Consider the following 24,583-nt stretch of genomic DNA (forward strand, 5'->3'; position numbering starts at 1 on the left):
GGAGGCTCTTGTCATGGCAGACGCCGTCAAGCCGGGATCGGGCGTGCCACGCGTGCAGCTTCGGCGCGTCGATGACCTTGTCGGTCGGATCGAGGCTCTCGTCTCCGATGCTCAAGCGCAGGGTTATGGAACTCTCGCGTATTTTCTCGAAACTGCGTTGATCGAAGCGCGCATTCAACTTGACCGCGAGGCGGACGAGTGCCGGAGTCGCGAAGCCGATCGCAAAGAGCTGTGGTTACCGGAGCGGTGAGCGCTCAGGCATCCTTGATGAACCGCTTGCCTGCGGTTGCTTCCGCTGGTTCCGTTCGTCGATGAGCCTTTGCTGCTGCATAGAATGCCCGTCTGCGAGGCTATCGACGCCCTCCGGGGTACAACGCTCGCTGGGAGGCGAGCCGCACACCCGCGCTAATTGATCCCAGCTTACGCATTTTCCAGTCGGCCCACGGTAGCCCGGGCCACCGCGACTGCCACACCCAGAAGCTGCACCGGCAGACGTTGCTGCCAGCAGTATCGCCAAGCTCGCCAGCAAGTGCGCTTTCCACACGCTCGCCTCCGAGGTTTGAGGAGCCAATTAGCCGCTCGCTGGCTCCTGAACTGCGTCAAACACATGAACGTCTGCGCCGACGCGAACACGGATCTGATAGGTCTTCTGTTTGGCGTCTCCAGCAGGAGGAGCAATGCCCACAGTGCCGCCATACCATTCGCCCGGTAGCAAGGTGTGGTCCTTGATGTACTCGTTCTCAAGGCGGGCCAGGTTCTCCTGCCCCTGAGCGATCGAGGATTCGATCATTGCTGCATTTTGCGCTGAGGCATTAGCTGAAGCGATGGCAGCCGCGGCAGGGCTGTAGCCAGTCGTCGTAGCGATGTAGGTTCCACGGGGGGTATAGATCGTGCTGTTCGATCGATAATAGCCGGCTTGCGACGCGGCGGCGGCGTTGGCCCCGGCAGCGACGCCGACCAGGATGGCAGAGACAACCTGACGGGTTTTCTCTTCCTGCTGCAGTTTTTCGAAGGTCAGTACCTCAAGCGGCTGCCCTGTCGAGCCAGCGCCGAACGATTGCTCTACTTGGATCTCGGAAACGGTGAAGTTCTGCGGCGCCTTCCCGCGGTTCTGCATTGCGACGACGAAGCCGACACGCTGGCCAGCCGGAATATCGCGACCTGTGCGGCTTAGCAGGACGACGGATTCCTTGCCGACCGAGGAGACCGCAGGCTTACCGTCTCGCACCAACGCGGTCTGCCCCGGACCAGCGCTAAATCGCACGCGATCGGATACACAGCCTGCAGCTGTCATGGCCACAAGGACCGCGTGCATAATCTTGCTGTTCATCGATTTGTGCCCCGGTCAGCCGCGCCAGCTCGCGCACTTGCCATTAGCTTTGCGATAGCCGGGGCCACCCTTTGACCCGCAGCCGCGGCGAGCGAATTCGTACGTCGCACCGCTTCGAGCTGCTACCTTCGACGTTCCGTCGTATGATGCTGGAGCAACCGCTGATGCGATGGTCGCGGTCAAAAATGCCGCAGCAAGTACTGCACCGGTGGCGATTCCCAAATTACGCATTGTCCCCTCCCCAAAAAATTCGGCCCTTGTGGGCTCTAGTTAACCATCCCGATCATCGCCTTGGCGGTGATACTTGCCGCGGTGAGCGCCTTCTCGCGCTCGGTCGGCAGGTCGCCATCTTTGTTGGCCAGGAACGCTGAGCGGGCGGCCGCTTCAATTTCCGGCCGACAAAGCTCCAGCATTCCTTCGTAGAGTTTGCGCTGATCGACGAACTTCTCATTTCGGGCGGTCGCTATCGTCGATAGGCAGTCGCGAACGGCCTTGGGCAAATCAGAGCCAGCCGTTGGTGAAAGGGCGGCGGGCGATTGCGGTGGCACCGAGGCGGGTGTGGTCGACGGCGCTGGCGCCACCGTTCGCGGTCCGCTGCCGGCCTTCATCTGCACGGCGTGCGTGATGACGTTGTTGCGAACCACCTTCCGCATCTCATCGCGGAACGCTGGTTCGCCGGCCGTTGAATAACCGCTGCCATTCTTGAAACGAACGATATCGACTCTAGCTTGCAGCGCGTCGTCGATCTCCGTCCTGCAGATGGTCATCGCCGCTGTCGAGAGAACCTCCGCAGTTTCGGATGAGGAGATGAGTTTCGCGAGCTGTTCGGTTGTGCAGTCGTAGGCCCGTTCGCGCAGCGCATCTGCGGCGCGCTCTAGTCGATCGATGTTCTGTTGGCGTTCGACTTCAAGGCGCGCTTGCTCTGCACGGGCTTCCGCCTCTGCCCGCTCAACGGCAGCAATCCTGCGGTCCATTTCTCCCTGCAAACGAGACCGGACGGCTCTTGGCAGGTCATCCGCATAGGCGCCTTTGACAAACACGACGCCGGTGCCCTGACCGTGCAGGCTGTCGTGCATGATTGCGATTTCTGCGAGCGAGTTAGCGCAGGCGCGCCAACCTTCGGCAATCATGGGGCCCAGATTATTGTACCGGTAGCCTGCCACAATGTCCGGGTGCCGGCTGGCTTCCCGTGCGACGCAGTCTGTCGCAGTGCGAATTGTCGGGAGCAAGAGCTTGCGCTTCTGCTGCTCAGTTGACTGCGCTGATGCACCAGTTGCGAAGCTGGCGAGTATCAGAGCGATTGCGGTACGCTGGGACCACATTGCCACGACCTTGACACAATGCCACAACTAAAGCGGGAAGCGGTCGCTTGTTCAAGTGGTTGCGTACTGCGCCTTTGGACTGATGGCGACAGCCCTAGCTGCCGAGGCCGATCGCGCCATACAGAGCGTCTAAAACGGCCTCTCCCAGTTTTCTCTTGCCAGAAATCAGTGCTTTGTCGTGGGGGGTTCAGCGCGCGACAAGTACGTCGTCAGGCCGCTGGCCAGCGCATCGAAAGTGATGCGGACCCGGTTGGCGTGTCTCATTCCGGCGTGCGTCACCAGCCAGATCTCAAGGTCATGGCTGAAGTCCGGCAAGATGCGTTGCAAATCCGCCGTGCGCGCCGCGATCGGAATTTGACAGACCCCGACACCGACACCCGACCGAATGGCGGAGAGCTGCGCCAGATCGCTATCCGTCCGAAACCCAAAATCACCTTGCGAAACGGAAATCCCTCGGGCCGCGAGCGCCCTGACCATGCCCGGATCGCGGTCGTATCCAATGAATGCTCCGGTGCCAATCAAGGCTTCGATCGACGCAAACACGCCATTGGCCCTCACCCAGCTGTCGTGGGCATACAGGCCTAGAGGAACCGCGCCGATCCTGCGGGCAACCAGGTCGTCCTGTGTCGGACGGGTCATGCGAACGGCAATGTCGGCATCACGCCGTAGGACGTTCTCGATTTTATTCGTGAGGGTGAGCTCGAACGACAGACGGGGGTGCCCCCGCTTCAAACCAGCCAGAATCGGGGGGATTACCTCTGCGCCAATGACCTCGCTGCAGGTTATCCGGACCGTGCCTGCAATCATCCCTGGCTCAACCGAGGCGGTCCGGACAAGATGGGCTGCAGCGGCTTCCATGGCTTCGGCCGGCTCCCGTAGCTCCAGAGCCAGTTCGGTCGGCACAAGGCCGGTAGATGACCGCACGAACAGCGCGGCGCCCAGCGCGGATTCCAATTCTTCGAGATGCCGACGGACTGTGGGGTGGGCAACGCCCATGTCGCGCGCGGCAGCGGCCAGGCTTCCGGCCCGAAGGAGTGCCAGAAAAGAGCGGCAATGCGCCCAATCGAAACGAGGCGAGCTCATACATTATCGTACAGCGAGGAAACGAAATTGACAATTTAGTTTATCAACGAACCGTCTGAAGGTCGAAGGCAGCAAGGAGCGCTGCCATGAACCAGACCAGTTACAATTCGTCGATCGAGCCCGGAGGCGAGCATCCAGCCGTTACAGGCACGGTTGCACTGATCCTCAGGTCGGAGGGCGGCGTCGCCTTGATCTCGGCCGTGATCGCCTATCAGGCGATAGGCGGCAGTTGGACGCTGTTCGCCGTGCTGTTCTTCACGCCGGATGTCAGCATGCTCGGATATCTCGCCAACCGCAGGATTGGCGCTTGGGGCTACAACCTAGCACATAACTATGTTGCGCCTGCCGCTCTCGGGCTGCTCGGCTGGGCGATGGCGTTGCCGATGTTTTACGGTATGGCGCTGATCTGGGTCGGCCATATCGGATTTGACCGGCTCGTTGGATACGGCCTGAAATATCCAGCCGCGTTCGGCGCCACCCATCTGGGCTGGAAAGGGGGCCGCTACCGGTGACCATTGCTCCGCGGCACCTTCAGCGTCGAGAGCCGTGGCCGCGCCAAGGCAGCGGTCCGGCACGCGAAACCTGCTGTCGGCGGACAGCCGGAGCAAGACCATCCGGCTTTACGTGCTAGGGCCGCGTTTCGCCCGGCGGCGCGCTCCAGGCCCTGGCGAAAGCGTCGCCATGGTCGCGCAGGAACGTCTCCATATCCATGGGCCGGCGCTCGGCCCCGCCCAGCTCTCCCTGATGCAGGAAGCCTAGCAGTACCGGGGCCACCAATGCGATCGCCGGTCCGCGCGGATCGACCGCGCGCATCTCGCCGGCAGCCATGTGAGCGCCAAGACGCGCCTCCACCGCCACGATCGTCGGCTCCAGCGCGTAGTCGAGGAAGGCCGGACCGAGGCCGGGATGACGGAGCCCTTCGATCAGGCCGGTGGCGAACATCGCACCCAGCCCGCCATGACGAAAGCCGTCGGCCATATGTCGGAGCGCGTCAGCGATGGATTGCGCAAAAGGGCCGGTCGGCTGCGCCATTATCGCGAGCGGCTCCGCGCCGCGCCGGAAATCGTCCTCCATGACTGCCCGGACGACATCCTCGCGCCGGCCGAAGTAGTGGGTCAACGTCGACAGGCTAACTTCTGCGGCCGCCGCCAGTTCGCGCCATGACGCGAGCCCCACCTCGCGATTGCCGAGGCGCGCGCGCAGCCGCTCGATCAGCGCCGCGCGGCGCTCGTCATAGGCCAGGTTTCGGGTGCCCCGCTTTCTCATTTTGTATCAATTGAACCAATCTGAATGCAATGCATTGTCGTATATGATCCAGAATATTGGAGGCATCATGTTCGACCCTTACCTCTCTCTCGACGGCGCCCGCTCCATCCTCGTCCTGCTGCTGGCGATCGCCCAGCCGATCATGGGCTACTGGCCGCAATGGCGGCGATGGTCTCATACGACGCCCTCGCGATCTGCGCGCCTGCAAACCCCGGTAGTTCCAATCGAATGGGCCTTCGCCATCTGGGGCGTCATCTTCACGGCTTGCCTCGCCTTTGCAATCTGGCAGGTCATGCCGGCCAGGCTGGTCGACCCGCTGCTGCGTCCGATCGGCTGGCTCGCGATCGCGGTGTTCTCGCTGACGACAGCCTGGGAATACTACGTACCGAAATACGATCTGGGTTGGCCGAGCGTCGGCTTGATCGTCGCGACGCTGATCGGCCTTCTCCTGATCATGGCCCAACTCAAAGCTGCCGAGCCCCTTGATGTGCCGACATTCTGGCTCGTCGCGGCGCCGTTCCAGCTATTCGCTGGCTGGATTTCAGCTGCGGTCTTCGTCAATGCATCGTCCACGCTTAGACTCGCGGGCGCCAAACAGGGGCGGCTCCAGAGCATCGCCTTGATCGCTGCAGCTACAGTGCTCGGCGGCGTCGTGACCTTCATCAGCGGCGCGGCAATCTATGGCTTGGCGATCGCCTGGGCGTTGCTCGGCATCGTCGTGGCGAACATCGTCCGGCAGCCGGATCGCGCGGTCGCGATCTGCGCCGGCACGGCGATCCCTGTCGTGATCGCAGCCGCGCTCGTTTGAAAGCGGCTGCGATAGACAGCGCACGCAAGTCTATCTCGACCCGTCCTTCGCTGCGATGGTCGCGATGGCAGCGTCACCCTGCCTGCCTATCGATAGAGCGCAGCCGCCATGGCTGCGTACAGAGGAATCCCGACGATGAGGTTGAAGGGGAATGTCAATGCCAGCGATGCCGTGAGGTAGAGGCCGGGATTGGCTTCGGGCAGGGCCATCCGCACGGCGGCGGGCGCGACGATGTAGGATGCGCTGCCGGCGAGCGTCGCCAGCACCACGGCGCTGCCCTGCGGCAGCCCGGCCAACCAGGCCGCCAGCAGCCCGAGCGAAGCGTTCAACAGCGGCGCGGCAACGGCGAAGAGCGCGATAGCGAAGCCGTTCCTGCGCCAAGCGCTCGCCTGTTCCATCGCCTGGCGGCCCAGATCGAGCAGGAACAGGCACAGCAGCCCCAAAAATAGATCGCCGAAGAGCGGCTTGACTGGCTTCAGGCCCTGCTGGCCCACTAACATGCCGATGGCGAGCCCGCCGAGCAGCAGGACGATGCTCTTGCTCGAGAGCATGCGCGACAGGGTGACACCGAGCGAGTGTCCGGCATTGCGCCCGCGCCCCGCCAGCAGCAGGGCGACCACGACGGCCGGTGTCTCCATCACGGCCAGCAGCGCGGTGACCATCGGTTCGTAGCTCACGCCGATCGCGTCGAGATAGCCCAACACAGCGAGGAAGGTGACGGCCGATACCGACCCGTAATGAGCCGCCAATGCAGCCGCGTCGATGCGATCGAGCCTGACGAAGCGGCGCAGCGCGGCGTAGCACCAGAGCGGCACGACGATGCACAAAGTCAACGCCGCGAGGATTGGCAGAACGATGTCAGACGGCCTAACCGTCGCGAGCTCGGCCCCGCCCTTCAGCCCGATAGCCAGCATCAGATAGATCGCGAGCGCGGCGAAGACCGGCTCCGGCAGGCGGAAATCGCTGCGGATCCAGGCGGCCAGAGCACCGAGCGCGAAACACAGCGTCATCGGCGAAAGAAGATTGGCGGCGGCGAGTTGCAGGGAGGTCATGGGCAGCGACTCCATCGAGATCGACTGCCGATAACGCTGCGCTTGCATTCCTCAAACGAGGTTGTTTCAATGAAAACCATTGAACGTTTCAATGGAAAGCGATCGACTTCGCCCAGGTCAAACCTGGCCGGCCGCCCGTTCCAGCGACTGGACGATGTGGTCGCCGAGCCGGGTCGCCGCAGACGCGGTCGCGCCGGGCGCGCGATAGAGTACGATCTCTGTCGCCGGTAGGGCGGGAAGTTGATGACCGGCCTCGACGAGGATGACGAGATCGGGCGGGACCATCTCGCGTGGCAGGACGGTGAGGCCCAGGCCGGCACGCACCGCCGCCTGCAATCCGGCAAGGCTCGGGCTGGTCAGGACGATCCGCCAAGGACGCCCGGCTGCGTCGAGCGCGGTCAGGACGCCGCGGCGATAGACGTCGGGCGCCGGCGCGAGAACCAGCGGCAGCGGCTCGCCCCGCGACAGCACGAGCCGCGAGCCAGCGACCCAGACCAGGTCCTCGCGCCAGACTCCGGTTCCGCCAGCAGGCACGCTATCGACCGCATGTCCGGGCTGGAGCGCGCGCTTGAACAGCACGAGATCGTACTGCCCCTTCGAGAAGGCATCGAGCAGATTGACGGTAAAGTCGCAATGGACGGCGAGCGCGACCCGGGGATGGGCACGGGTGAAGCGCGCAAGCACGTCGGCAAGATGGACGGTTGCGAAATCCTCAGGCGTCCCAAGCCGGACGACGCCGTCGACCTCAGGTTCCATCAGGCGCGAGCGCGCCTCGTCGCTGATGTGCAGGATCTGGCGGGCGTAAGTCAGCAGGACCTCGCCCTGCGGCGTCAGGACCGTACGCCCGCCGCGTCCGCCCTCGCGCTGGAACAAGCTCTGGCCGAGACCGGCCTCGAGCCGCTTGATCTGCAGCGAGATGGTCGATTGCGTGCGCCCGATGCGCTCGGCCGCCCGCGAGAACCCTCCGCTGTCGGCGATGGCCATGAAGCTGCGCAAGAGATCGAGATCGAAGGGCGGTAGAGGCGTTGGCATATCGCAATCCTAGGCGAAAACAGACGATCGATAACAGGGCAGCAATCGGTCGAGGCCGTCCGGGTGAAACCCTTGTGCAGGTTCCTGGGGCCGACTGAGCAACGGCTGCGTTGGGTCTGGATTCTTACGTAACGGCGCAGGATGCCTCGATCGCGACCGCGCCGAATGGGTCATGATCTCCAACACCTTTTCAACCTAATCGGCGCTCCCCTCCCGTCCGGCAGCGACCGGCGCTCTTGGCTTCAGGCTGAGTATGGAATTCCGCGGGGGGACCAAACCACCGAGACGGTAGCCTGCGGAGCGCGACGAATCAGGCAGTCGTCGCGGCTTCAGCGAGTATCGGCTCCCGAATGCCATAGACGCGCCTGGTATTCGCGATCGCTTCCGGCGTGACGTCGATCAACAACGCGATGACGTCGCCGTCCTCATGCTGCAGCACTTCTCCTAGCTCGGTAATGCTCCACCCAAATGCACGCAGGCGTTTTGGCCAGAATGACTCACATACGACGCTGATCTGCCGAATGCCGAGTTTGCGGGCAACCTCCAGCACGCCGCACAAAAGAATGCCGGCAATCGGAGACGATCTGCCGCTACGATGCAACGCGGGGCTGATGAAGAACCGCGTCCATTCGAAGATGTCTGGCGCCCGCGGCGGACCGGCGGGCGCCAGCTCAGGAAACACGTTGCCAAGGAGGTGGGGCTGCAGCGTCGGGACAAGGCGCGACCCGCCGACGATTTTGCCGAGGCTATCGAGTGCCAGCAAGTAGACGGCGTGCTCGGTGTCGAACGCATCCATCTCGATATTGATGGGCCGCGCCAGTGCGCGCCATTGACGCCGTCTGACGTAAATGTCGTAGCGGATACGAAAGTATCGCTCCAGCTTGAGTCTGAATTTTCTTCTCTCGGCCCAAGTGACCACCTGGATTCGGACAACCATGATCCCTCCCTACGGGGCAGGAGGGTAAGTCAGCGCTAGCAGGTGCTGCGTGCCGGGATTCCGGTATTGTCAGATCTGAATCTCATCCCTGCGCAGAGCCTTCACGACAGCGTGGACAACGTTGATTGCGTCGAGCTTGTCGCGGATGTTGCGGTGGTGGCTCTCGACGGTATGGGTCGTGATCCCGAGAATGCAAGCGATGTCCTCTGTCGTTTTGCCCTGGGCGCTCCACTGCAACAGTTCGCGCTCCCTCGCGGTCAAAGGCGAACCCTCCTCGTTGTCCGGGTTGTTCCCGAAGCTGCTGACCTTGCGATACAAGTGGACACAGAGCGTTTCGATCAGGGGCATCGAACCGGGTGGAATCTCGATCCGGTCGCTCGCTGCCGTCACGACCGCCGGGCCGGCCAGCGGGACATGGATTGGCACACAGAATCCATCTTTCATGCCAAATTCGGCTGCCTCGTCCATGACGAGACGGGCACGCGGTGTCAAAACACCAGCGGGCAATTGATGCCAGAGAAATGGCTCCGCGCTAAGGCGGCTGCGTGCGGCGCAAGGATCGTGAGGAAAGTGCCCTTCTGATTCGTAGCGTGTGAACCACTCGCTCGCCCATCCGTCATGCAGGATCGCACGATGCCACTCGCTGTCGTGAGGGACCGGCAATCCCGTGATCAGAAAACTGTGCAGGCCAAAACGCTGGAGAATCCCCTCAAATATCTCGAGGGCGCGCTCAGACGAGCATGCGAGGTCGATGTCGGATATCGTCGCGAAAAGCTCCAGAATGGCAGCGTTCGTCATCCATAGACCTCGGCGGGTCCCTCCAGCGCCGAATTCAACCTAAGCGTGTTTCACTGCGCGCTTCAATGCGGTGCACGCCGATTGTCTATCATAGGAGTCAGTGCCGGCTGCATTCCTGGGCCGACGGCAGATCGGAAAGACTGAAAGTCAGTCGGCTTGGGGATGGGCGAGCCGCTTGGCTGAACGTCTAGGTCGTCGCTCCGCGGCCCTTGCAGTGATCAGATCCTCGGGTTTGACGTCCAGCGCGCTCGCCAGGATTTCCAACGTATCCAGCGTGGCGTTACGTCGTCCGGTCTCCACGCTGCTGATATAGGCCCGCGTGCGCCCCGAAATAAAAGACAACTGCTCCTGCGAGAGCTTTCTCTCCCTTCGGAGTCGCTGGACGTTCAGACCAAAAATAGCGCGAAGTTTCATCGTGCGAACGGTGCGGCGATGTGCACTATAGTGCGACACACTTTAGTGAACATTCCGCATTGACAGGGCGGTCATCGACTGTTTGAACCGCATAGCGATCGAACGATCCTGCTCGGGGGAATTGCGATGGCCGGCCAACCTGTTAGCAGAGTCTCGGGAGGTCGCTTGGACCCAAGCTTTCACCATCGACCAAGGCTGGAGATCGAGGATGCGAAGCGGCCCGCAGGGTCGGGTGCCGTGACCCTTGTTGGGTTCAGCTGCATCCGCTGCTGCGCGTCCTACCCGCCGAGCATCGCAATCGATTCCAGAGGCTGCCCGGCCTGCCGGGACGCTGCGCCCGCCAATTTCAAGCCTATCTACGATTCGCCGGTTGATCTGTGCTCGATCGCACCAAACGCGCCGCGATCCCTCTGGCGCTATGCCCACGCGCTGCCATGCTCGCCAAAGGACGCCGTTTCGCTCGGCGAGGGGCAGACGCCGCTGGTCAAAGCTGCCCGGATCGGCCCTGCGTTGGGAGCCCGAAACCTCTTCATCAAGGATGAGGGCCGAAACCCGACTTGGTCGCACAAGGACAGGTTCTCGACGGTTGCGGTGTCACTCGCGCGCTCGCAAGGGGCAAAGGTCGTGGCGACGGCCTCATCGGGCAATGCCGGAGCCTCCTTGGCCGCCTACGCCGCACGTGCGGGACTGGCCTGTGTTGTCGCCACGTTTGGCGGCTCGGCCACCGCGATGCTGGCCCAGATCCGGAAATACGGCGCAACCGTTTTGCCGCTGGCCAACAAGATGGAGCGCTGGACCCTGCTTGCCGAAGCCGCGACCCGCTATGGCTGGTTCGTCACGTCGCCCTATCATGCGCCCGTCATTGGCAGTCACCCCCTTGCCATCGAGGGCTACAAGACCATCGCATATGAAATCGTGGAGCAGTCGGGCGGCATCGCTCCCGACTGGTGCATTTTGCCGGTCTGCTACGGCGACGCCCTGTTCGGTGTCTGGTCGGGCTTTCAGGACCTGTACGCGCAAGGCGCGATCTCCCGACTGCCCAGGTTGGTGGCAGCCGAGGTGCATGGCTCGCTCGCACAGGCGCTCGCCACCGGCAGTGACACGCTCGAAGAGCGCAGCCCGGCATTCGACAGCCTCGCCGTCTCGATCGGCGCGCCACGCAGCACTTATCAGGCGCTGAAAGCTTTGCGCGAGTCCTCGGGCTGCGCCGTGCCGTTGAGCAATGACGGGCTTGTGAAGATGCAGGAGCGCCTTGCCCGCGACGAAGGGATTTTCGCCGAACTGGCGTCGGTCACACCGCTGCTTGCCCTGGCGCGACTGCGTGAAGAGGGCGTCATAGCGCCCGATGATCATGTGGTGGCAGTCGTTACCGCCAGCGGGTTGAAGGATCTGGATCGATCGGCCGGTAAAGCTGAACATGAGACGATCTTTCATTCGACCGACGAGGCCTGGGACTGGCTTGGGCGCAACGCCGCCGCGGTGATGGTTCGGTGAAAGGTTGGCGGCCCAAGAGATCACTGAGAGTGTCCCTCATTCTCGACTTCGTCATGGACGATCTGGTTCAGGCTCCGCCTCGCCCATTTGAGCCATGTCCAGTCCGTCTCGGAGCCAGGCTCGACGCTCGTGAGCTCGCGGGGCTCGGACGGTGGCGAGCAGGGCCAGCCTGGTAACGAGGCAAGCCACGCATCATCGAAGACTGTCCCCGCGTAGCGGTGACCCTCGTCTGGCATGATGACCGCGATCCGGGCGCTGGGCCGAGAGCGCGCAGCCCATCTGGCAACCAGAGCCGCGGCAGCGCTGGTCGGTCCCTGGAAAACGCCATGCTCGCGAAGCAAGCGGCGAGCCTCGCTGTACGCCGGATAGGCGCCGACCCAGTGGACTTCGTCGATCAGGTCGTGCCGGAGGTTGCCAGGCAGGATGCTGTTGCCGAGACCGCGCAACAACCGCTTGCCGGCAGGGTGTCCAAAAAGGGCGCTTCTATGGGTGTCGACCGCGATGACAACGAGATGCGGAAAGACGGTACGTAGAAACAGTCCCGTCCCGCACAGCGACCCGCCGCTCCCGACACAGCCGACAAGACAGTCGATCTCGCCGACCGTCTGAACGAGTTGCTCGGCCAGCCGGGCATAGGCGAGCGCGTTTCCCGGATTGTCATACTGCCGCGGCCAAAAGCAGTGAGGCTCCTCGTAGCGAATGTGCTCGAGCTGCTTTAGGCGGCCTACTTGATCACCATTGCCGGCGCGGTCCTCCGTGATGATCATCTGCACGCCTAACCAATCGAGGCGCGCCTTATAATTCGCGTCGACCAGGCTTGAGGCCGTGACCAGGGTGAGCCGGTATCCGCGCGCTGCCGACAGCAGGGCAAGAGCCATGCCGAATGTGCCGGATGTGGTCTCGACAATGCGCATCCCAGCCTCGAAGGCGCCGTCGGCGACCGCGCGGTCCAGGATATAGCGCGCCGGCATGAGCTTCATCAGCGGGAAGGCTGCCGCGATCAGATTGGGAGCCAGCGCCGCCATGCGAGGCGTTTCCAGCGCGCGGAAATAATCACCATCCAGGGCTACCATGTCGCGCCATCGTCGTTGATCTGGTGAAACTCGACATCGTGGAAGCCGCAGCTCCGCACCGAGACCGCAACGCTTTGCGCACGCTGTCGTAAGTTTGTGCCGGCGTGGTCGAAGAGAATGCCGAGCAGTGAGCCGCTATGCGCCACCTGAACGCCGCATGCGCCGGCGCCTTTCGCAATGTCGATGACTTGCTCGAGATGCTGTTTCGGTAGATGCCGCTGGCTGAGCAGCGCGCTGGCGGTCGCCGCTCGTCCAAGGCAATTGGGATCCTGATGGCGGACCGCATAGGCGATTAGTGCGCGCAGGACACGAAACTGCTGAATCTCGATACTGTCATAGCGTGCAGGCGGCAGCGCGAGCGTGTCGATCGGCCGTCCTCCCACCGCCTTGAATCCGACCAGCAACATTGGTGGTAACGAGCCGCCGAAATCCTCCAGGACGGCACCCTCTCGCTGCGCGAAGAGAACAGCATGCTCATCGAAGGCAAGAGCGTCGCTGGCGCTTTCGGCGGCGACCGCGAGCTGGCCGACAAGAGAAGGCTTTAGCCGGACAGCATGGGCTGCCGCCACCGCGCGAACGGCGGCGACGACATCCGCAGTGGATGAGCCGTAACCATGACCGATTGGAATGTTGCTCTGGATTTGCAGGAAGCCTCCTGCTGCAACGCCCAGATGGCTTAGCGTCTTGCGAGCCGCCAAGCCCGCCTTGATCTTGTCGCCGGGGTGCGTGGTGAGCTCAGGCGTCGCCGCATAGGTGAACGTCGCCGTCGATACCAACCTCGTGAGGGGGAGGGTGACCAAGCCGCGATGCAGTCGCCCGTGCCGGTCTTCGAAGACCCCTTGAACCAGCTCGCCATGGTGGCCGCTTGCAGCCCCGACGCCGATCCTTCGCGACGGCTTGCCATTCTGGGCGGTTTTGGAGACTTCGGCCACGACGCGCTCCCAACGATCAGCATCTGGGTAGGGGTGGCTTTGGTGGTGCAAATCTGCCTTCAGCAAATTCCGCCATTGACTCAAGGTCGACCGCCGCCGGCCGGCTGTTTAGGCGACAAAAGCCGATCGCCGTAGTGTCCTCCGGCATCAATTTGGTCGGAGGGGAGGGCGTCATACTCGTTTAATTGATCTGTTAAAGTATCATTTGACGCCGCATGATCTGTATACGGATCAATCGTCTTGATGCCTGAGAATGATACCTATACGTATCAAATCAACCTCAAATGAATCGTATAGGTTTCATAATGTCATCGGAATCGGCGGTTGTGCTGGAGATAGGTCGCCTGCTGAAGCAGGCGCGACTTGCTGCGTCGCTGACGCAGGAACAGGTTGCGGACCTCGCCGGCATATCGCGCCCGCGCTATCGCGACATCGAAACGGGCGCAGCCGCCGCGCGCGCGACCACCTTGATGAACATCACCCGTGCCCTGGGCCTGGAGCTGATGCTGATTCCGCAAGCCATGGTTCCGGCCGTCAGATCCCTGTTGCAGCCGCATGCCGACGACGATCTGCCTGCCTTTGCTCCCCAACCCGAAGAGGGCGATCGTGGCTCTCAGGTTTAAAAGGCCGGCAGCCGTCCCCTCCCATGACGTGCTGGTGCACGAGCTAAAGGTCGGAACGATCGTCAGGACGTCGGGCGACTTCAACGCCTTCAACTTCGAGGAGGCCTATCGCGCGACCGGCGGCTTTACCATCCTCAGCCCCTCCTTCCGGGCGGCCGCCGGAAGGCTGCGCAAGGATCCCCAGCCTCTCGCCAGAGCTTTGCCCGCATTCTTCGCCAACCTCCTGCCGGAAGACAAATTGCGCGAGGCGATGGAACAGCACCACGCTGGTAATGTGCGGACGGCGCCCGTGCTCGACCCCGGTCGCGGCCGGACCAAGGCCGGCCAGCTCTTCGCCTATGCGCGCGCCGACAGGCCCTGGGACGGATCGGATCCCCCGACGTGGCTGCGTAAACTCTCGTAGCGCGCATCCACGACGGCTGACGGCTGGACATTTTGGGGCGGTCAGGCATAGCGGCTCAGCCTCGGCTTGTGGCTGCTTTGCGTGTTCGCCGTTTCGCCTTGTCGCCGCAGGTTGCCATCTCGCACCAGCGGCGTGAGCCGTTCTTAGTGCGGTCGATGAACAGCCACTGGCAATCGTTGGACGGACATTGCTTCAGGCGGTCGAGTTCCGGCCCGCGCAACAGATCCAACGCTGCCCAAGCGATCGGCCCGATGATGCGGTCGGTGCCGGTGAATGAGAGATGCGCGGGGGCGCCGACGAGGGTGGCGCGTGCGAGGCTCCCAGCAGCAATGTCGCGGATGGTGGCGAGCGCGTCTGCCGGCGGCTCGGCATGGTCCGCGATGGCTGCACCGGCCACGTCGACGGCAATGCGGAGACGATGAACAGTGGCGAGGAACGACCGCGACTCCGTCGGCGGAACCGACCAGCCATCATCCACGAGCCCGGCCGCCGCCGCCCAGCCCTGCACGTCGTCGATCCCCGCCAGATGATCAACTTCGCACGCGGTGCCGCGGAAGCTAAAGGTGTTGGCGAGGTCAAGCGCGAGATTGCCGGCGATGCGGTGCGGGAGCAGTTTCGGTTCGTCCACTCGGGGACAATCACTCAATTACTTGGCTCCTCTGCCTATCCCGTTACGCTGCTGCGCAGCGCAACCCCTGCCGGCCAACGAGAACGCGGCATAGCTCCATCCGGTCGGGCTTCGCGATCAGGGACTTGTCGTTGCGCGGCAGCGAGTGGAGGTCGACCGGCTCGTCGGTGCGCCGAGTTCGTGCCCGCCAAATGCGCCCTATGGTCGGCTCGGTCGCCATGTGCTCTCCCTCGTTGATGGAGCCGGCGTTTGCTCGCGAGGCGGGTGCTTAGGACAGGCCCTCCCGGTCGACCAGAATGCGGTGGATCTCGATGCGCTTGGGCAGCTCGATCAACAGTTCGGGATCGCGGTCGAGATGATGCACCGCTGTCGCGTCGCCCCCGGTAAATTCTTTCATCGCGTCCATGTCGGCCCAATAGGAGATCGTGGTGAACCATGTCTCCTCTTCGCGGTCCTCGCGGAACAACTGGACGCCAAGTGCGGTGTTCTCGAGGGGCGGGACGCCGTGCATACGATTATAGGCCTCATACTCATCGGCGCGATCGCGGCGCGTGCGCCCACGCCAGATGCGGGCGATGGTCGGCTTGGTTGGCATGTCAGGCTCCTTTGTGTGCAGACGATTAGCAAGCCCGCAGCAGCTCCGAGAGAGCGGCGCGACCGTCAGGCATGATGCCGAGCGAGGAAGTCGCGTACGAGCGGCAGCGCCGCGTCGAAATGGGTCTCGAGCAGCCAATGACCGGCGTCCTCGAGCATATGCAGCTCGGCGTCAGGCAGATCGCGATGATAGGCACGCGCGGACGCGGCGGGCATGTAGCCGTCCTCTGGACCCCAAACGATCAGCGTCGGCGGGCGATGCTCGCGCAACCAGCCCTGGTAGCGTGGAAACCAGGCGAGGTTCTCCTCGAGCTTCTCCATTAGCTCGACGGCGACCTTGCGGCGCACGGGCGTGTTCATCAGTGGCCAGTGCAGCTTCCACAAATCCGGCGGCACGCGCGCAGCGACGTCCTCCGCCACCTCGCCGACAAACTCGGCGCGGAAACCTTCCTCGCTGACCGCTTCCTCGAGCGGGCAATGATTCTCCGGCGTTTTGTCGGTCCAATAGGCCTTGATCGTCTCGTACTTCGGCCCGAGCACGTCTTCGTAAATGTCCCCATTCTGCACGATCAGTGCGGCTATACGGCCGGGGTGGGCAATCGCGTGCCTGAGACCGATCTGCGAGCCGTAATCGTGCAGCCACAGCGCATAACGGTCCAGGTCGAGATAGTCGGTCACGGAGGTTAGGACGGCCTGATAGGAGTCGAAGTCGTAGCCGAAGCTGCCCGGATCGGGCGTGCTGCTGTAGCCAAAGCCCGGCCAGTCGAACGCCACGGTGCGCCAGCGATCGGCCAGCGTCGGCATGAGGCGGCGGAATTGGTAGGAAGAACAGGGATAACCGTGCGGCAGTAGAAGCACCGGTGCGTCGTTCGGACCGGCCTCTCGCAAAAAGATGCGATGTTCGCCGATTTGCTCACGGCGATATCGGATCGAGGTATCATGCATGGTGACTTCTCCGTCTGACACCATTCAAACGTGTTTAGCCGGTGTGCGGTTCCGTGCAGGTCTGCGATAGACTTGATGGTGCGAAGTTGGGGGACACAACCCATCCAGCTGATTTGAGCGAGCCGCGTAACGCTCTTTGCGGGCTAATCGCCGCTGGAATTCAGGTTCTCCGGTACCGATCCTGACTGACGACGCCCGCGCGCGCGACTGCCCAGGAGCAATTGCCGTCGGCCATCGATCAGGGCTGCAGCGGAACGGCGGCCCGGCACAATCGGCCGGCTGCGATCGTGGCACGACAAGCCCTACCTGGTGCGCCGAAAGTGCAGCGGGGTCGCGCCGGATCATCCACGTGAACGCAAGGCGATCAGAGGAGCAAGACCCTTCCCGCTCGTCTGGGATGGCGTCCTGGTCCGGCCCCGGGACTTCCACGATCAACCCCGAGGGGTGCGCTAGCAAGCTGCGGCCGCTTGGGCTTTGCCCTGCGCGGTGATCGCGTCCGGGGCCGGACACTGACGGAGCCATCGAGCGGGAATGGACCCGCTTCCCGATGGAGCCTTCGCGATGTCGCGCGATCTGACGCTCGGCCAGAACCACGCCTTCCAGCTCGCCCAGACCCTCAAGGTTTCAGTCACTGTTTTCCGGACAAACGGGGCATTCGGCGTCCTGCCTTCGGCCGAACTCGATGACGGCGAGGTCGAGACCATCTCCGAGTTCGATCCCATCGAGTGGCGGCCGGATCGTTGAACCGGCCCCTCTCCGCCCAAAAATGCCGCCCGCGAGCTGCGCCACGCTCAGATCTAGGGAGATTCTGACCCCGGTTTTCAGCTTGAGCAGGAGTGTGAAAGTGCCTGCGCTCAGCAGATTCGACCGTGAATTTACCGACAAGCGGCTCGCTGGGGCGGCAATCGCTACAGCACCTTGCTGATGCGCACCGGCGCCGAAGACGAGATCGGGCTACCAGTCACGGGTCATGCGGCTCGGCGCTATGGCCCCCTTTTGAGCTGTGCTCGGCGATTTCGCGGGCGAGCAAGCGCGCTATCGTCTGCGCCTCGCCGATACCCGACTCCGCCTTGCCTCCTACCGAACGCACGAGGGCGACGAGTTCGCATTCGCCGCCGAACTTGCCGAGAAGCGTCGGCAGCTAGTGGGGATCGAGGCCGACTTTGCGCAAGTTTGGAAAAGTCGCGAGCCTCGGGTCGCGGCCTAGGCGATCTATCGCGAGAGCCGGTTCTCGTCGTCGATCAGAATGAGGCGGGTTGGGGCAGCGTCGCTCCATCTCCAAAGCACGAGGTTTAGATCGTCTGCACTCGATCCGGCCGCAAAACTCCTGACGAGCAGGCCGGTGTAGCCGGCGGTGATGAGACGCCGGGCAAATGCTTGCGGTCGTGCCTCCCCGTTGGCCTTCATCTGATCGCGCCATGTCCTGTCCGCGAGCGCGGAGGCGTCCATAGCCTCTGTCGCAAGCGCCACTTCGTCGCGACAATCGAAGATGTTCTCGATGTCCGCCTCGTAGGCAACGAGCGTCGTTGGCTGCAGGTTGCCGGCTTGGTTGGCTTCCCTCAGGGCGGTCATGATGGTCAAGGATGTGTAGAGCGCCGGCACGCCCTTCGGATTGAACCGACCGCCGTATAATTGCGCGCCACGCCCTGACAGCGGTTCGAGCGCGAAAATCGGATTCAGCGCGCGAAACAGCGGCCCGCGATAGATCATCGTCAGGCTCAGGCGTGGACGCCGGCGTCCACCGCATCGATATAGTCGAGCACGTCGTCGGCGCGGCCGGCGCGCACCAGCTGCATCGCGGTCTGACCGGAAAAGCCTGGAAGCGGCTCGGAGCGATACCAAGCATAGGCCATCAGCGCGGAGCCGAAGCGCGGCTCGGTCTTATTGATGATCTCGACCATCTCGCGCAGACGGCGCTGGGTTCGTTCCGACCGGACGCGCTCCTTGCGCTGGATGGCATCCTTGCCCAGGCCGGCCGTCCGGGCGACCTCTTCACTGGTCGTGCGAAAGGCATCGGCGATCTTGCGCGGTACGAAAAACCCGTCATCGGAATACTGGACAAGACCCATATGGCCCTCCTGAGGCATTCTGCCTCTAATGATGACGCAATATAGCGTCAGTCGCGGCGTCATTCAACGAAGAGCGGGATGCAATGAGAGGGGAGGGAACCCGCTTCGCGCTGACGGCCATCGGCCGGCGCAGGCGAAGGTTCGACGCGATCGAGGCAGGACGCTGTCGTCGGCAGATTCCATCATGCGACCACGCCGGCGAACGAGCAGATTGGCAGAAGGAACGGTGGGCGCGATTCGTCCGTTTCCCTTTGCGGCTCCTGCGCTGGACACGGCGATCCCGCCGATCCCCCTCTGGTCTGACTACGGTCGTAAACCGGCGGCCGGTCACTTCAACGCCGGGTTCCGCGCCGCGGGGCAGCCAAAACCGCCAGGCTCGGCAGGATGGGCCTGCGTTCTGCGCGAGGGCTGACCAGCCCTGATTGTCCGCACGCTCCGCCCCGCTCGCTCTGGCGGCCCCGGGCCCTGAAGCGTCCGCCTGTTGCCGGTTTCTCCTGACCGCACCCGAGGGAGGGTCGGCAGAAGTCGGCCTCAGCTCTTGGGAGAAACGCCAGGAAAGGATCTTCATATGGCCAAAGGCGCTGCCGTTTCCAGCCAGACCGCACGTGCGACCCCGCTTCGGAAGAGCGCCAACCTCGACATGGTTCGACTCTGCTGTCCCGATGCCGGCCAGGCCACCGTCATCTCCGAGAGTTTCGGCCTGACCGTCGTCGATTGTGACGGCATCCGCGACCTCCACGAGAAGCTGATCGTCGAGGCCGCCGATGCACTCACTGAAAGCCTCGGAGAACGCGCGATGCAATTCCATCTCCAGCGCACCGTTGGTGCCTATGTCGGATCCGCCCATGGTGCCGGCCAGTTTTACAGCCGCGCGGTCACTGAGGCTCGCGACGCCACGGCGAAAGCCGCAAGCGATGCGCGCGATCAAGATCGCGACCGCAACGTCGGCTTCGACGGCGCCGCCCAGCGCAAGCGCGAGTTCGCCGCAGACATGGCGATCCAATCTCACGCGCTGCTTATGGCGGCAGAGGGTGCCGTCACCGCCTATGAGCGGGTCGTGGGCGAGCGCTGGAAACCTTTCGAGAGGCTGGCCGAAAAACCCGGTCAGAGCGTTGACCGCAAGGTGGCCGAGCTCCAGATGGCGGCTCTCGGTTGAGGCACTTCGGCCGCGGCCATAGGCTCGCCCGTCTCCAGCATCACGTATCGAGCAGGCTGGTCCCGTCAGGCGCAAGCTTGCTCGCATGTCCACCTCCACCGGGCCCGGCCGACAAGGGGAGAAACCCACGACCTTGCGGCCGTCTCGGCTGTCGGTCCTGCCGGGGCCGGCGGCCAGCGCAGCGGCGTTGCCGCCCTCCACTGCGTTTCGGCCCGTGGGGTGCGCCGCCCACCTGATTTCCCCGGCGCTGGACCTCCGTGACGGCCGCGATGGGCTCGCGGCCCTCCAAACGGAGGTTCAGGACCATGGGAAAGAGATAAGAAGGACAACGCGCGGATCTCTATGCACGTATCACCGAGTGCGTCGTCGCCGAATTGGAGAAAGGGGTGCGTCCCTGGATTCAGCCGTGGAGCGCCGCAAACGCGCCCGGGCGGATTACCCGCCCCCTGCGCCACAATGGCCAAGCTTACACCGGAATGAACGTACTGCTGCTCTGGTCGGCGTCCATGGCGCGAGGATATTTGGCTCCGATCTGGATGACCTTCCGGCAGGCGAGCGAGCTGGGCGCTCATGTCGGCAAGGGCGAAGCCAGCGCGACCGTGATCTATGCGAGCCGGTTCACTCGAACCGAAACCGACGCACGCGGTGACGAGATCGAAAACGACATTCCGTTCCTCAAGGCCTATGGCGTCTTCAACATCGAGCAAATCGAAGGCTTGCCGGAGCACTATTTCCACAGGCCGGGACCGCAGCTCAATCCGGACCAGCGGATCGAACGCGCAGACCGCTACTTCGCTTAAACCGGCGCCGTTATCCGACATGGCGGCACACAGGCGTATTATTCGCCCGCGACCGATCACATCCAGATGCCGCCCTTCGAGACATTCCGCGACGCCGCGAGCTACGTCGCCATCCTCAGCCACGAGACCGTGCATTGGACGGCAGACTCCCGCCGCGTCGGACGCGATCTCAGCCGATATGGCAAAGATCGCACCGAGCGGGCTCGAGAGGAGCTGGTGGCGGAGATTGGTTCGGCGCTGCTTTGCGCCGATCTCGGCATCGTTCCCGAACTTGAGCCGCGGCCTGATCACGCTGCCTACATGGCAAGCTGGCTGAAACGCCTTGCTGACGACAAGCGTGCGATTTTCCAGGCAGCCGCTCATGCGCAGCGCGCCGTGACCTAGCTGCACGGATTGCAGCAGGATCCCGAATCGGACCAACCGGCCGCCTGATCTCGTTTACCTCACAGCCCAGAAGGAGGAGCCAGCGCCCTCCTTCCTCCGGTCCCGGATGCGGCGAAGAGCGCTTGGCGGCGGCATGCGGTAAGGACCAGGGCCGCGCCCGCCGGTCGCTGACCGGCTCGCCGTCGCGTTCCCTCGCCACATGACCCGACCGACCGCCGACAGGCTGCATTGGTCGCGGCGTTCTGCTCGAGGGCAGCGATCGGGCTCTGGCGATGAGGGTGCGGGAATTCGTGGCGAAAATGCTAATCCGGAAACACGGCAGGAGCAGTTGTTGCGGGAGTTGGCTGCGACGCTCGGGATAGAAAATCAGATCACAAGGACCAAGCGCGCCAAGATGACAGAACAATTGGCAAGCGCGAGCGATAGTGCAAGATTATTGTCATTACTTGATTTTGACAGAGTGCGCGCTTTTATTTCGTTCATGTAGATTAAAGCGCACCTGAGCGGGTAAGCTTAAAGAGATCTTGCCGCTGACTCCTTCGCTCTGTCTGCCTTTGTGCTCCCGACTTTGCCTGGTTGGGCGGTCCCGCGCGGACCAGCGAAGAGCGACATCAACGCGGCGTTTCTGGTAATCAACGCATTGAATTCATTCGATAATCTTGTGCGTGCTGCATCGAGCTTGGCTGGCGCCTAGCGCCAGCGCCTCGCGTTGACATGAGCCGCGGCGGCGAGGCGACTGATCGGCCGCAGTGAGGACGAGGCCGCTCTGCGCGATAGCTCCGGCTTGTTAATTTAGTCTGGTGATCGCAACCTGGAGCCTCGATTCATCCGCCGGCTCTGGATGAAACCAACGCTTCTGCGAGAAATTCAACCAACGCGGCAACGCGGCGGCTCGGCGCGCCGCCAGGCTGAACGGCATACAGATCAATGTCACCCGCATTGTAGCCGTCGAGAGCGATCTCCAATGCGCCGTTCTTCAGTTGGTGATCGACGTCCCACCGATTCTTGAGTATCACGCCAACCCCTTGCGCTGCCCAATCTCGCAGTACGTCGCCATCGCTTGCCTGCCGATCTCCGGACACCTTGATGGTGAAATGCTTGGCTCCTTGGCGAAACGGCCAATTCGACAGTGGCGCCCCGGGCCGTGAGAGTACGATGCAGTTGTGCTCAATCAAATCGTCCGGGTGATCAGGCTTTCCCGCGCGAGCCCAGTAAGCTGGCGACGCGCAAACAACGCGTGGCCCGCGCAGGAGGAGGCGCGCCCGCAGCGTCGAGTCTGGCAGCGGTCCGCTGCGCAACGCGAGATCGAAGCGTTCCTCGACCAGGTCGACGGTGTCGTCGCTCAACATCAAGGTCATGTGGACGGCCGGGTTCACCGACTGGAACGCATCCAGCAGCGGGCGTAGCCGCGAGCGACCGAAGTCGTTGGTCGCGGTGATCCGGATAGGACCCGCCAACGGACCATCATCCCGGAAGCTGCCGACGGCGCCGTCCCATTCCGCTACGATCCGGCGCGCGTCGGCGAGAAGCATTTCACCCTCGTGCGTGAAGACCAGGCGCCGCGTGGTGCGCACCATTAACCGAACGCCGAGCTCCTGCTCGAGCTGACCGACCGCCAGCGCGACAGTCGACGTCGCGATCGATCGCTGCCGCGCGACCGCGGAAAAGCTACCCTTCTCATCGACATCGATGACAAGGCGAAGTGCGTCGATTCGATCCATCTTACGATAATCTCGAAAGCTGCTTTGTGGCAAAAGCCGATTATGCACAAAGCTGCTCGCAATTATAGTTTTTGCGAAATAGATTTCACCGGAGCAAGCCTGCCGTGATCATCGACTTCACCGACAAGCGGATCCTGATATCTGGTTCGACCGCCGGCATCGGCCTAGCTGTCGCCGAAGGGTTTCTGAAGGCGGGCGGACACGTTCTCATCAACGGCCGGACGGATGCCGGCGTGGAGACCGCCATCATGGGACTGAGCCAGTTCGGGGGGCGCGTCGACGGCTTCGCAGGCGATCTCGGGACAGAAGAGGCCTGCAGTAGGCTGATGCGACAGCACCCGGAGTTCGACGTCGTTGTTAACAATCTTGGAATTTTTGGCCCGCAGGACTTCTTCGATACACCCGATGCGGACTGGGAAAGGTTCTTTCAGATCAACGTCATGTCCGGCGTGCGATTGGCTCGCGCCTACGCACCCGGCATGACGAAGCGGGGCTGGGGTCGAATCGTTTTCGTCTCCTCGGAGTCCGCGCTCAACATCCCCGAGGACATGATCCACTACGGCTTCACGAAGACGGGCCAACTGGCGATCTCCCGGGGGCTAGCGAAGCGTCTGGCGGGCACTGGTGTGACTGTGAACGCCGTGCTCCCGGGCCCCACGCTCTCGGATGGTGTCGCCGAGATGCTCAAGGCCGAAGTCGACCGCACAGGCGATAGCCTTGAAAAAGTGGCGGCCGATTTCGTTCTCGCCCAGCGCCGCTCCTCGATCATCCGGCGGGCCGCTCGCGTCGAGGAGGTCGCGAACATGATCCTATACGTCAGCTCAGAACAGGCCTCCGCCACGACGGGTGCTGCTCTGCGCGTTGATGGCGGTGTCGTCGACAGCATCGTCTAGCGGGCGCCTTAGCCCCTCATTCAACCCGCTGCCCTCGACTACCGCCGGCACTGTCGGTGGTCGGCGGAGCATGCCTCATGTCTGGAAAGGACACGCGATGAGCCATCCCATAATCGAAGCTATCGAGGGACGTCGTACGATCAACCTTTTCGATCCGTCGCGCAGTGTCAGCGACGAGCAGATTGGCGAGTTGGTGCGGCTCGCGACGAAAGCACCGACGTCGTTCAACCTTCAAAACTGGCGCTTCATCGCCGTCAGAAGCCCGGAGCAAAAGGCAAGGCTGCGCAAGGTCGCCTGGGATCAGGCGAAGATTACCGATGCGGCCGTGACCTTCATCGTCTGCGGGCAACTGACTGACGAGCGCGTTCTTGCTGAACGCCTGGCTCCGGTCGTCAAAGCCGGGATCATGCCCGCGCCGATGGTCGCGGGATGGGAAGCGGCAGCCAAGAGCCTGTATCGCGACCAGCCCTGGCGCCAGCGCGACGAGGCGATTCGAACCGCGACGTTCGCCGCCGGCACCATGCTCTTTGCTGCGCATGCGATGGGGCTCGGAACAGCTCCGATGATCGGTTTTGATCCCGAAGCGGTCTCCGAGCAGTTCGGGCTCGGCCCCGACGAGATACCAGTGTTGCTGCTTGCTGTCGGCTATGCGGCACCTGACAATTGGCCGCAGAAACCGCGCAGACCGCTATCGCAAGTCTTCGAGCTTGTCTGATGGGCTTCGCCGCTCGGCGGCGACGAGCACTGCAGCGACCTACACCGGGCAACTGTCAGCCGATCGCACGTTCAACGGCGCGTGCTTGACAGGCTTCACATCATGTAACTG

General features: G+C 63.0%; 26 protein-coding genes and 2 pseudogenes. 11 read left to right on the forward strand and 17 right to left on the reverse strand.

Annotated features, from left to right (window positions below):
- Positions 1-13 precede the first annotated feature (13 nt).
- Positions 14-250: a hypothetical protein gene (locus tag BMZ21_RS22805; RefSeq protein WP_091840063.1), complete on the forward strand. Its 237-nt coding sequence runs from the start codon at positions 14-16 to the stop codon at positions 248-250.
- A gap of 321 nt (positions 251-571) precedes the next feature.
- On the opposite strand, the gene BMZ21_RS22810 is transcribed toward BMZ21_RS22805, so the two are convergent.
- From BMZ21_RS22810 to BMZ21_RS22820, 3 genes are all read right to left on the reverse strand, one after another.
- Positions 572-1,330 (reverse strand): hypothetical protein, encoded by a 759-nt coding sequence (locus tag BMZ21_RS22810; protein WP_091840065.1) that lies wholly within the window; start codon positions 1,328-1,330, stop codon positions 572-574.
- 266 nt (positions 1,331-1,596) lie between these two features.
- Positions 1,597-2,460: a hypothetical protein gene (locus tag BMZ21_RS22815; RefSeq protein WP_143079770.1), complete on the reverse strand. Its 864-nt coding sequence runs from the start codon at positions 2,458-2,460 to the stop codon at positions 1,597-1,599.
- A 357-nt stretch (positions 2,461-2,817) separates the two neighbouring features.
- Complete coding sequence (locus BMZ21_RS22820) at positions 2,818-3,735, reverse strand: LysR family transcriptional regulator (RefSeq protein WP_091840071.1); 918 nt, start codon at positions 3,733-3,735, stop codon at positions 2,818-2,820.
- Between the two features lie 86 nt (positions 3,736-3,821).
- Between BMZ21_RS22820 and BMZ21_RS22825 the strand changes: the two genes are divergently transcribed.
- The gene (locus tag BMZ21_RS22825) at positions 3,822-4,247 is read left to right on the forward strand and encodes a DUF4260 domain-containing protein (protein WP_091840072.1); all 426 of its coding nucleotides are present in this window, start codon (positions 3,822-3,824) and stop codon (positions 4,245-4,247) included.
- Positions 4,248-4,362: 115 nt separating this feature from the next.
- Here BMZ21_RS22825 and BMZ21_RS22830 read toward each other — a convergent pair whose 3' ends face one another.
- Entirely contained in the window at positions 4,363-5,001 is a 639-nt protein-coding gene (locus tag BMZ21_RS22830; RefSeq protein WP_091840075.1) for a TetR/AcrR family transcriptional regulator, read from the reverse strand.
- Between BMZ21_RS22830 and BMZ21_RS22835 the strand changes: the two genes are divergently transcribed.
- The gene (locus BMZ21_RS22835) at positions 4,985-5,809 is read left to right on the forward strand and encodes a hypothetical protein (RefSeq protein WP_143079771.1); all 825 of its coding nucleotides are present in this window, start codon (positions 4,985-4,987) and stop codon (positions 5,807-5,809) included. The two genes, BMZ21_RS22830 and BMZ21_RS22835, sit on opposite strands and share 17 nt — an antisense overlap.
- 86 nt (positions 5,810-5,895) lie before the next feature.
- On the opposite strand, the gene BMZ21_RS22840 is transcribed toward BMZ21_RS22835, so the two are convergent.
- The 5 genes from BMZ21_RS22840 to BMZ21_RS22860 all read right to left on the reverse strand — a co-directional run bounded on the left by BMZ21_RS22840 (position 5,896) and on the right by BMZ21_RS22860 (position 10,042).
- Positions 5,896-6,861 carry a sodium-dependent bicarbonate transport family permease gene (locus BMZ21_RS22840; protein WP_091840236.1) on the reverse strand — a complete coding sequence of 322 codons (966 nt, stop codon included), beginning with the start codon at positions 6,859-6,861 and terminating at the stop codon, positions 5,896-5,898.
- A gap of 117 nt (positions 6,862-6,978) precedes the next feature.
- Entirely contained in the window at positions 6,979-7,893 is a 915-nt protein-coding gene (locus tag BMZ21_RS22845; RefSeq protein WP_091840080.1) for a LysR substrate-binding domain-containing protein, read from the reverse strand.
- A gap of 310 nt (positions 7,894-8,203) precedes the next feature.
- A complete protein-coding gene (locus BMZ21_RS22850) occupies positions 8,204-8,830 on the reverse strand; it encodes an acyl-homoserine-lactone synthase (RefSeq protein WP_091840083.1) in 627 nt (208 codons plus the stop codon).
- A 69-nt stretch (positions 8,831-8,899) separates the two neighbouring features.
- Positions 8,900-9,628, reverse strand: coding sequence for a LuxR family transcriptional regulator (locus BMZ21_RS22855; protein WP_091840086.1), 729 nt, complete (start codon positions 9,626-9,628; stop codon positions 8,900-8,902).
- Between the two features lie 147 nt (positions 9,629-9,775).
- Positions 9,776-10,042, reverse strand: coding sequence for a helix-turn-helix domain-containing protein (locus BMZ21_RS22860; RefSeq protein WP_091840088.1), 267 nt, complete (start codon positions 10,040-10,042; stop codon positions 9,776-9,778).
- Between the two features lie 237 nt (positions 10,043-10,279).
- On the opposite strand from BMZ21_RS22860, the gene BMZ21_RS22865 reads away from it, so the two are divergent.
- Positions 10,280-11,536: a threonine synthase gene (locus BMZ21_RS22865; RefSeq protein ID WP_244543973.1), complete on the forward strand. Its 1,257-nt coding sequence runs from the start codon at positions 10,280-10,282 to the stop codon at positions 11,534-11,536.
- A 20-nt stretch (positions 11,537-11,556) separates the two neighbouring features.
- Here the strand turns inward: BMZ21_RS22865 and BMZ21_RS22870 are convergent, their stop codons facing one another.
- Entirely contained in the window at positions 11,557-12,609 is a 1,053-nt protein-coding gene (locus BMZ21_RS22870; RefSeq protein ID WP_091840094.1) for a PLP-dependent cysteine synthase family protein, read from the reverse strand.
- Entirely contained in the window at positions 12,603-13,541 is a 939-nt protein-coding gene (locus tag BMZ21_RS22875; protein WP_091840096.1) for a GHMP family kinase ATP-binding protein, read from the reverse strand. The genes BMZ21_RS22870 and BMZ21_RS22875 overlap by 7 nt, the downstream gene beginning before the upstream one ends.
- 305 nt (positions 13,542-13,846) lie before the next feature.
- Between BMZ21_RS22875 and BMZ21_RS22880 the strand changes: the two genes are divergently transcribed.
- Together BMZ21_RS22880 and BMZ21_RS22885 are read left to right on the forward strand one after the other, a co-directional pair.
- Positions 13,847-14,164, forward strand: coding sequence for a helix-turn-helix transcriptional regulator (locus tag BMZ21_RS22880; RefSeq protein ID WP_091840099.1), 318 nt, complete (start codon positions 13,847-13,849; stop codon positions 14,162-14,164).
- Positions 14,148-14,543: pseudogene (locus BMZ21_RS22885) on the forward strand (HipA N-terminal domain-containing protein); the annotation flags it as partial. The gene BMZ21_RS22880 and the pseudogene BMZ21_RS22885, both read left to right, overlap by 17 nt.
- Before the next feature lie 79 nt (positions 14,544-14,622).
- Here BMZ21_RS22885 and BMZ21_RS22890 read toward each other — a convergent pair.
- The 3 genes from BMZ21_RS22890 to BMZ21_RS22900 form a co-directional block, all read right to left on the reverse strand.
- Positions 14,623-15,195 (reverse strand): CGNR zinc finger domain-containing protein, encoded by a 573-nt coding sequence (locus BMZ21_RS22890; protein WP_244543970.1) that lies wholly within the window; start codon positions 15,193-15,195, stop codon positions 14,623-14,625.
- 268 nt (positions 15,196-15,463) lie between these two features.
- Positions 15,464-15,790, reverse strand: a complete 327-nt coding sequence (locus BMZ21_RS22895; RefSeq protein ID WP_091840103.1) for an antibiotic biosynthesis monooxygenase family protein — start codon at positions 15,788-15,790, stop codon at positions 15,464-15,466.
- Positions 15,791-15,855: 65 nt separating this feature from the next.
- Positions 15,856-16,734, reverse strand: a complete 879-nt coding sequence (locus BMZ21_RS22900; protein WP_091840105.1) for an alpha/beta fold hydrolase — start codon at positions 16,732-16,734, stop codon at positions 15,856-15,858.
- Between the two features lie 561 nt (positions 16,735-17,295).
- Here BMZ21_RS22900 and BMZ21_RS22905 point away from each other — a divergent pair.
- The gene (locus BMZ21_RS22905; protein ID WP_091840238.1) at positions 17,296-17,478 is read left to right on the forward strand and encodes a hypothetical protein; all 183 of its coding nucleotides are present in this window, start codon (positions 17,296-17,298) and stop codon (positions 17,476-17,478) included.
- Between the two features lie 468 nt (positions 17,479-17,946).
- Here BMZ21_RS22905 and BMZ21_RS22915 read toward each other — a convergent pair whose 3' ends face one another.
- Positions 17,947-18,444 (reverse strand): RES family NAD+ phosphorylase, encoded by a 498-nt coding sequence (locus tag BMZ21_RS22915; protein ID WP_091840109.1) that lies wholly within the window; start codon positions 18,442-18,444, stop codon positions 17,947-17,949.
- Between the two features lie 8 nt (positions 18,445-18,452).
- Entirely contained in the window at positions 18,453-18,803 is a 351-nt protein-coding gene (locus BMZ21_RS22920; protein WP_091840112.1) for an MbcA/ParS/Xre antitoxin family protein, read from the reverse strand.
- A 568-nt stretch (positions 18,804-19,371) separates the two neighbouring features.
- Here BMZ21_RS22920 and BMZ21_RS22925 point away from each other — a divergent pair.
- Both BMZ21_RS22925 and BMZ21_RS22930 read left to right on the forward strand, forming a co-directional pair.
- Complete coding sequence (locus BMZ21_RS22925; protein WP_091840114.1) at positions 19,372-19,959, forward strand: hypothetical protein; 588 nt, start codon at positions 19,372-19,374, stop codon at positions 19,957-19,959.
- Positions 19,960-20,279: 320 nt separating this feature from the next.
- Positions 20,280-21,143 (forward strand): annotated as a pseudogene (locus tag BMZ21_RS22930) (ArdC family protein); the annotation flags it as partial.
- An 824-nt stretch (positions 21,144-21,967) separates the two neighbouring features.
- Here the strand turns inward: BMZ21_RS22930 and BMZ21_RS22935 are convergent.
- Positions 21,968-22,864, reverse strand: coding sequence for a LysR family transcriptional regulator (locus tag BMZ21_RS22935; RefSeq protein WP_091840117.1), 897 nt, complete (start codon positions 22,862-22,864; stop codon positions 21,968-21,970).
- Positions 22,865-22,968: 104 nt separating this feature from the next.
- Between BMZ21_RS22935 and BMZ21_RS22940 the strand changes: the two genes are divergently transcribed.
- Together BMZ21_RS22940 and BMZ21_RS22945 are read left to right on the forward strand one after the other, a co-directional pair.
- Positions 22,969-23,757 carry an SDR family NAD(P)-dependent oxidoreductase gene (locus BMZ21_RS22940; protein ID WP_091840119.1) on the forward strand — a complete coding sequence of 263 codons (789 nt, stop codon included), beginning with the start codon at positions 22,969-22,971 and terminating at the stop codon, positions 23,755-23,757.
- 97 nt (positions 23,758-23,854) lie between these two features.
- Positions 23,855-24,472 carry a nitroreductase family protein gene (locus BMZ21_RS22945; RefSeq protein WP_091840122.1) on the forward strand — a complete coding sequence of 206 codons (618 nt, stop codon included), beginning with the start codon at positions 23,855-23,857 and terminating at the stop codon, positions 24,470-24,472.
- Positions 24,473-24,583 lie beyond the last annotated feature (111 nt).

It is taken from the genome of Allobosea lupini (genome assembly GCF_900109525.1).
Classification (GTDB): domain Bacteria; phylum Pseudomonadota; class Alphaproteobacteria; order Rhizobiales; family Beijerinckiaceae; genus Allobosea; species Allobosea lupini.

What these genes read in the sequence shown, in the direction of transcription:
- BMZ21_RS22830 (WP_091840075.1), bottom strand. Translation starts at nt 5,001, where the DNA reads ATGAGAAAGCGGGGCACCCGAAACCTGGCCTATGACGAGCGCCGCGCG.
- BMZ21_RS22880 (WP_091840099.1), top strand. Translation starts at nt 13,847, where the DNA reads ATGTCATCGGAATCGGCGGTTGTGCTGGAGATAGGTCGCCTGCTGAAG.
- BMZ21_RS22845 (WP_091840080.1), bottom strand. Translation starts at nt 7,893, where the DNA reads ATGCCAACGCCTCTACCGCCCTTCGATCTCGATCTCTTGCGCAGCTTC.
- BMZ21_RS22935 (WP_091840117.1), bottom strand. Translation starts at nt 22,864, where the DNA reads ATGGATCGAATCGACGCACTTCGCCTTGTCATCGATGTCGATGAGAAG.
- BMZ21_RS22945 (WP_091840122.1), top strand. Translation starts at nt 23,855, where the DNA reads ATGAGCCATCCCATAATCGAAGCTATCGAGGGACGTCGTACGATCAAC.
- BMZ21_RS22920 (WP_091840112.1), bottom strand. Translation starts at nt 18,803, where the DNA reads ATGGGTCTTGTCCAGTATTCCGATGACGGGTTTTTCGTACCGCGCAAG.
- BMZ21_RS22925 (WP_091840114.1), top strand. Translation starts at nt 19,372, where the DNA reads ATGGCCAAAGGCGCTGCCGTTTCCAGCCAGACCGCACGTGCGACCCCG.
- BMZ21_RS22825 (WP_091840072.1), top strand. Translation starts at nt 3,822, where the DNA reads ATGAACCAGACCAGTTACAATTCGTCGATCGAGCCCGGAGGCGAGCAT.
- BMZ21_RS22850 (WP_091840083.1), bottom strand. Translation starts at nt 8,830, where the DNA reads ATGGTTGTCCGAATCCAGGTGGTCACTTGGGCCGAGAGAAGAAAATTC.
- BMZ21_RS22805 (WP_091840063.1), top strand. Translation starts at nt 14, where the DNA reads ATGGCAGACGCCGTCAAGCCGGGATCGGGCGTGCCACGCGTGCAGCTT.
- BMZ21_RS22855 (WP_091840086.1), bottom strand. Translation starts at nt 9,628, where the DNA reads ATGACGAACGCTGCCATTCTGGAGCTTTTCGCGACGATATCCGACATC.
- BMZ21_RS22870 (WP_091840094.1), bottom strand. Translation starts at nt 12,609, where the DNA reads ATGGTAGCCCTGGATGGTGATTATTTCCGCGCGCTGGAAACGCCTCGC.
- BMZ21_RS22900 (WP_091840105.1), bottom strand. Translation starts at nt 16,734, where the DNA reads ATGCATGATACCTCGATCCGATATCGCCGTGAGCAAATCGGCGAACAT.
- BMZ21_RS22840 (WP_091840236.1), bottom strand. Translation starts at nt 6,861, where the DNA reads ATGACCTCCCTGCAACTCGCCGCCGCCAATCTTCTTTCGCCGATGACG.
- BMZ21_RS22860 (WP_091840088.1), bottom strand. Translation starts at nt 10,042, where the DNA reads ATGAAACTTCGCGCTATTTTTGGTCTGAACGTCCAGCGACTCCGAAGG.
- BMZ21_RS22915 (WP_091840109.1), bottom strand. Translation starts at nt 18,444, where the DNA reads ATGATCTATCGCGGGCCGCTGTTTCGCGCGCTGAATCCGATTTTCGCG.
- BMZ21_RS22905 (WP_091840238.1), top strand. Translation starts at nt 17,296, where the DNA reads ATGTCGCGCGATCTGACGCTCGGCCAGAACCACGCCTTCCAGCTCGCC.
- BMZ21_RS22820 (WP_091840071.1), bottom strand. Translation starts at nt 3,735, where the DNA reads ATGAGCTCGCCTCGTTTCGATTGGGCGCATTGCCGCTCTTTTCTGGCA.
- BMZ21_RS22815 (WP_143079770.1), bottom strand. Translation starts at nt 2,460, where the DNA reads ATGATTGCCGAAGGTTGGCGCGCCTGCGCTAACTCGCTCGCAGAAATC.
- BMZ21_RS22895 (WP_091840103.1), bottom strand. Translation starts at nt 15,790, where the DNA reads ATGCCAACCAAGCCGACCATCGCCCGCATCTGGCGTGGGCGCACGCGC.
- BMZ21_RS22810 (WP_091840065.1), bottom strand. Translation starts at nt 1,330, where the DNA reads ATGAACAGCAAGATTATGCACGCGGTCCTTGTGGCCATGACAGCTGCA.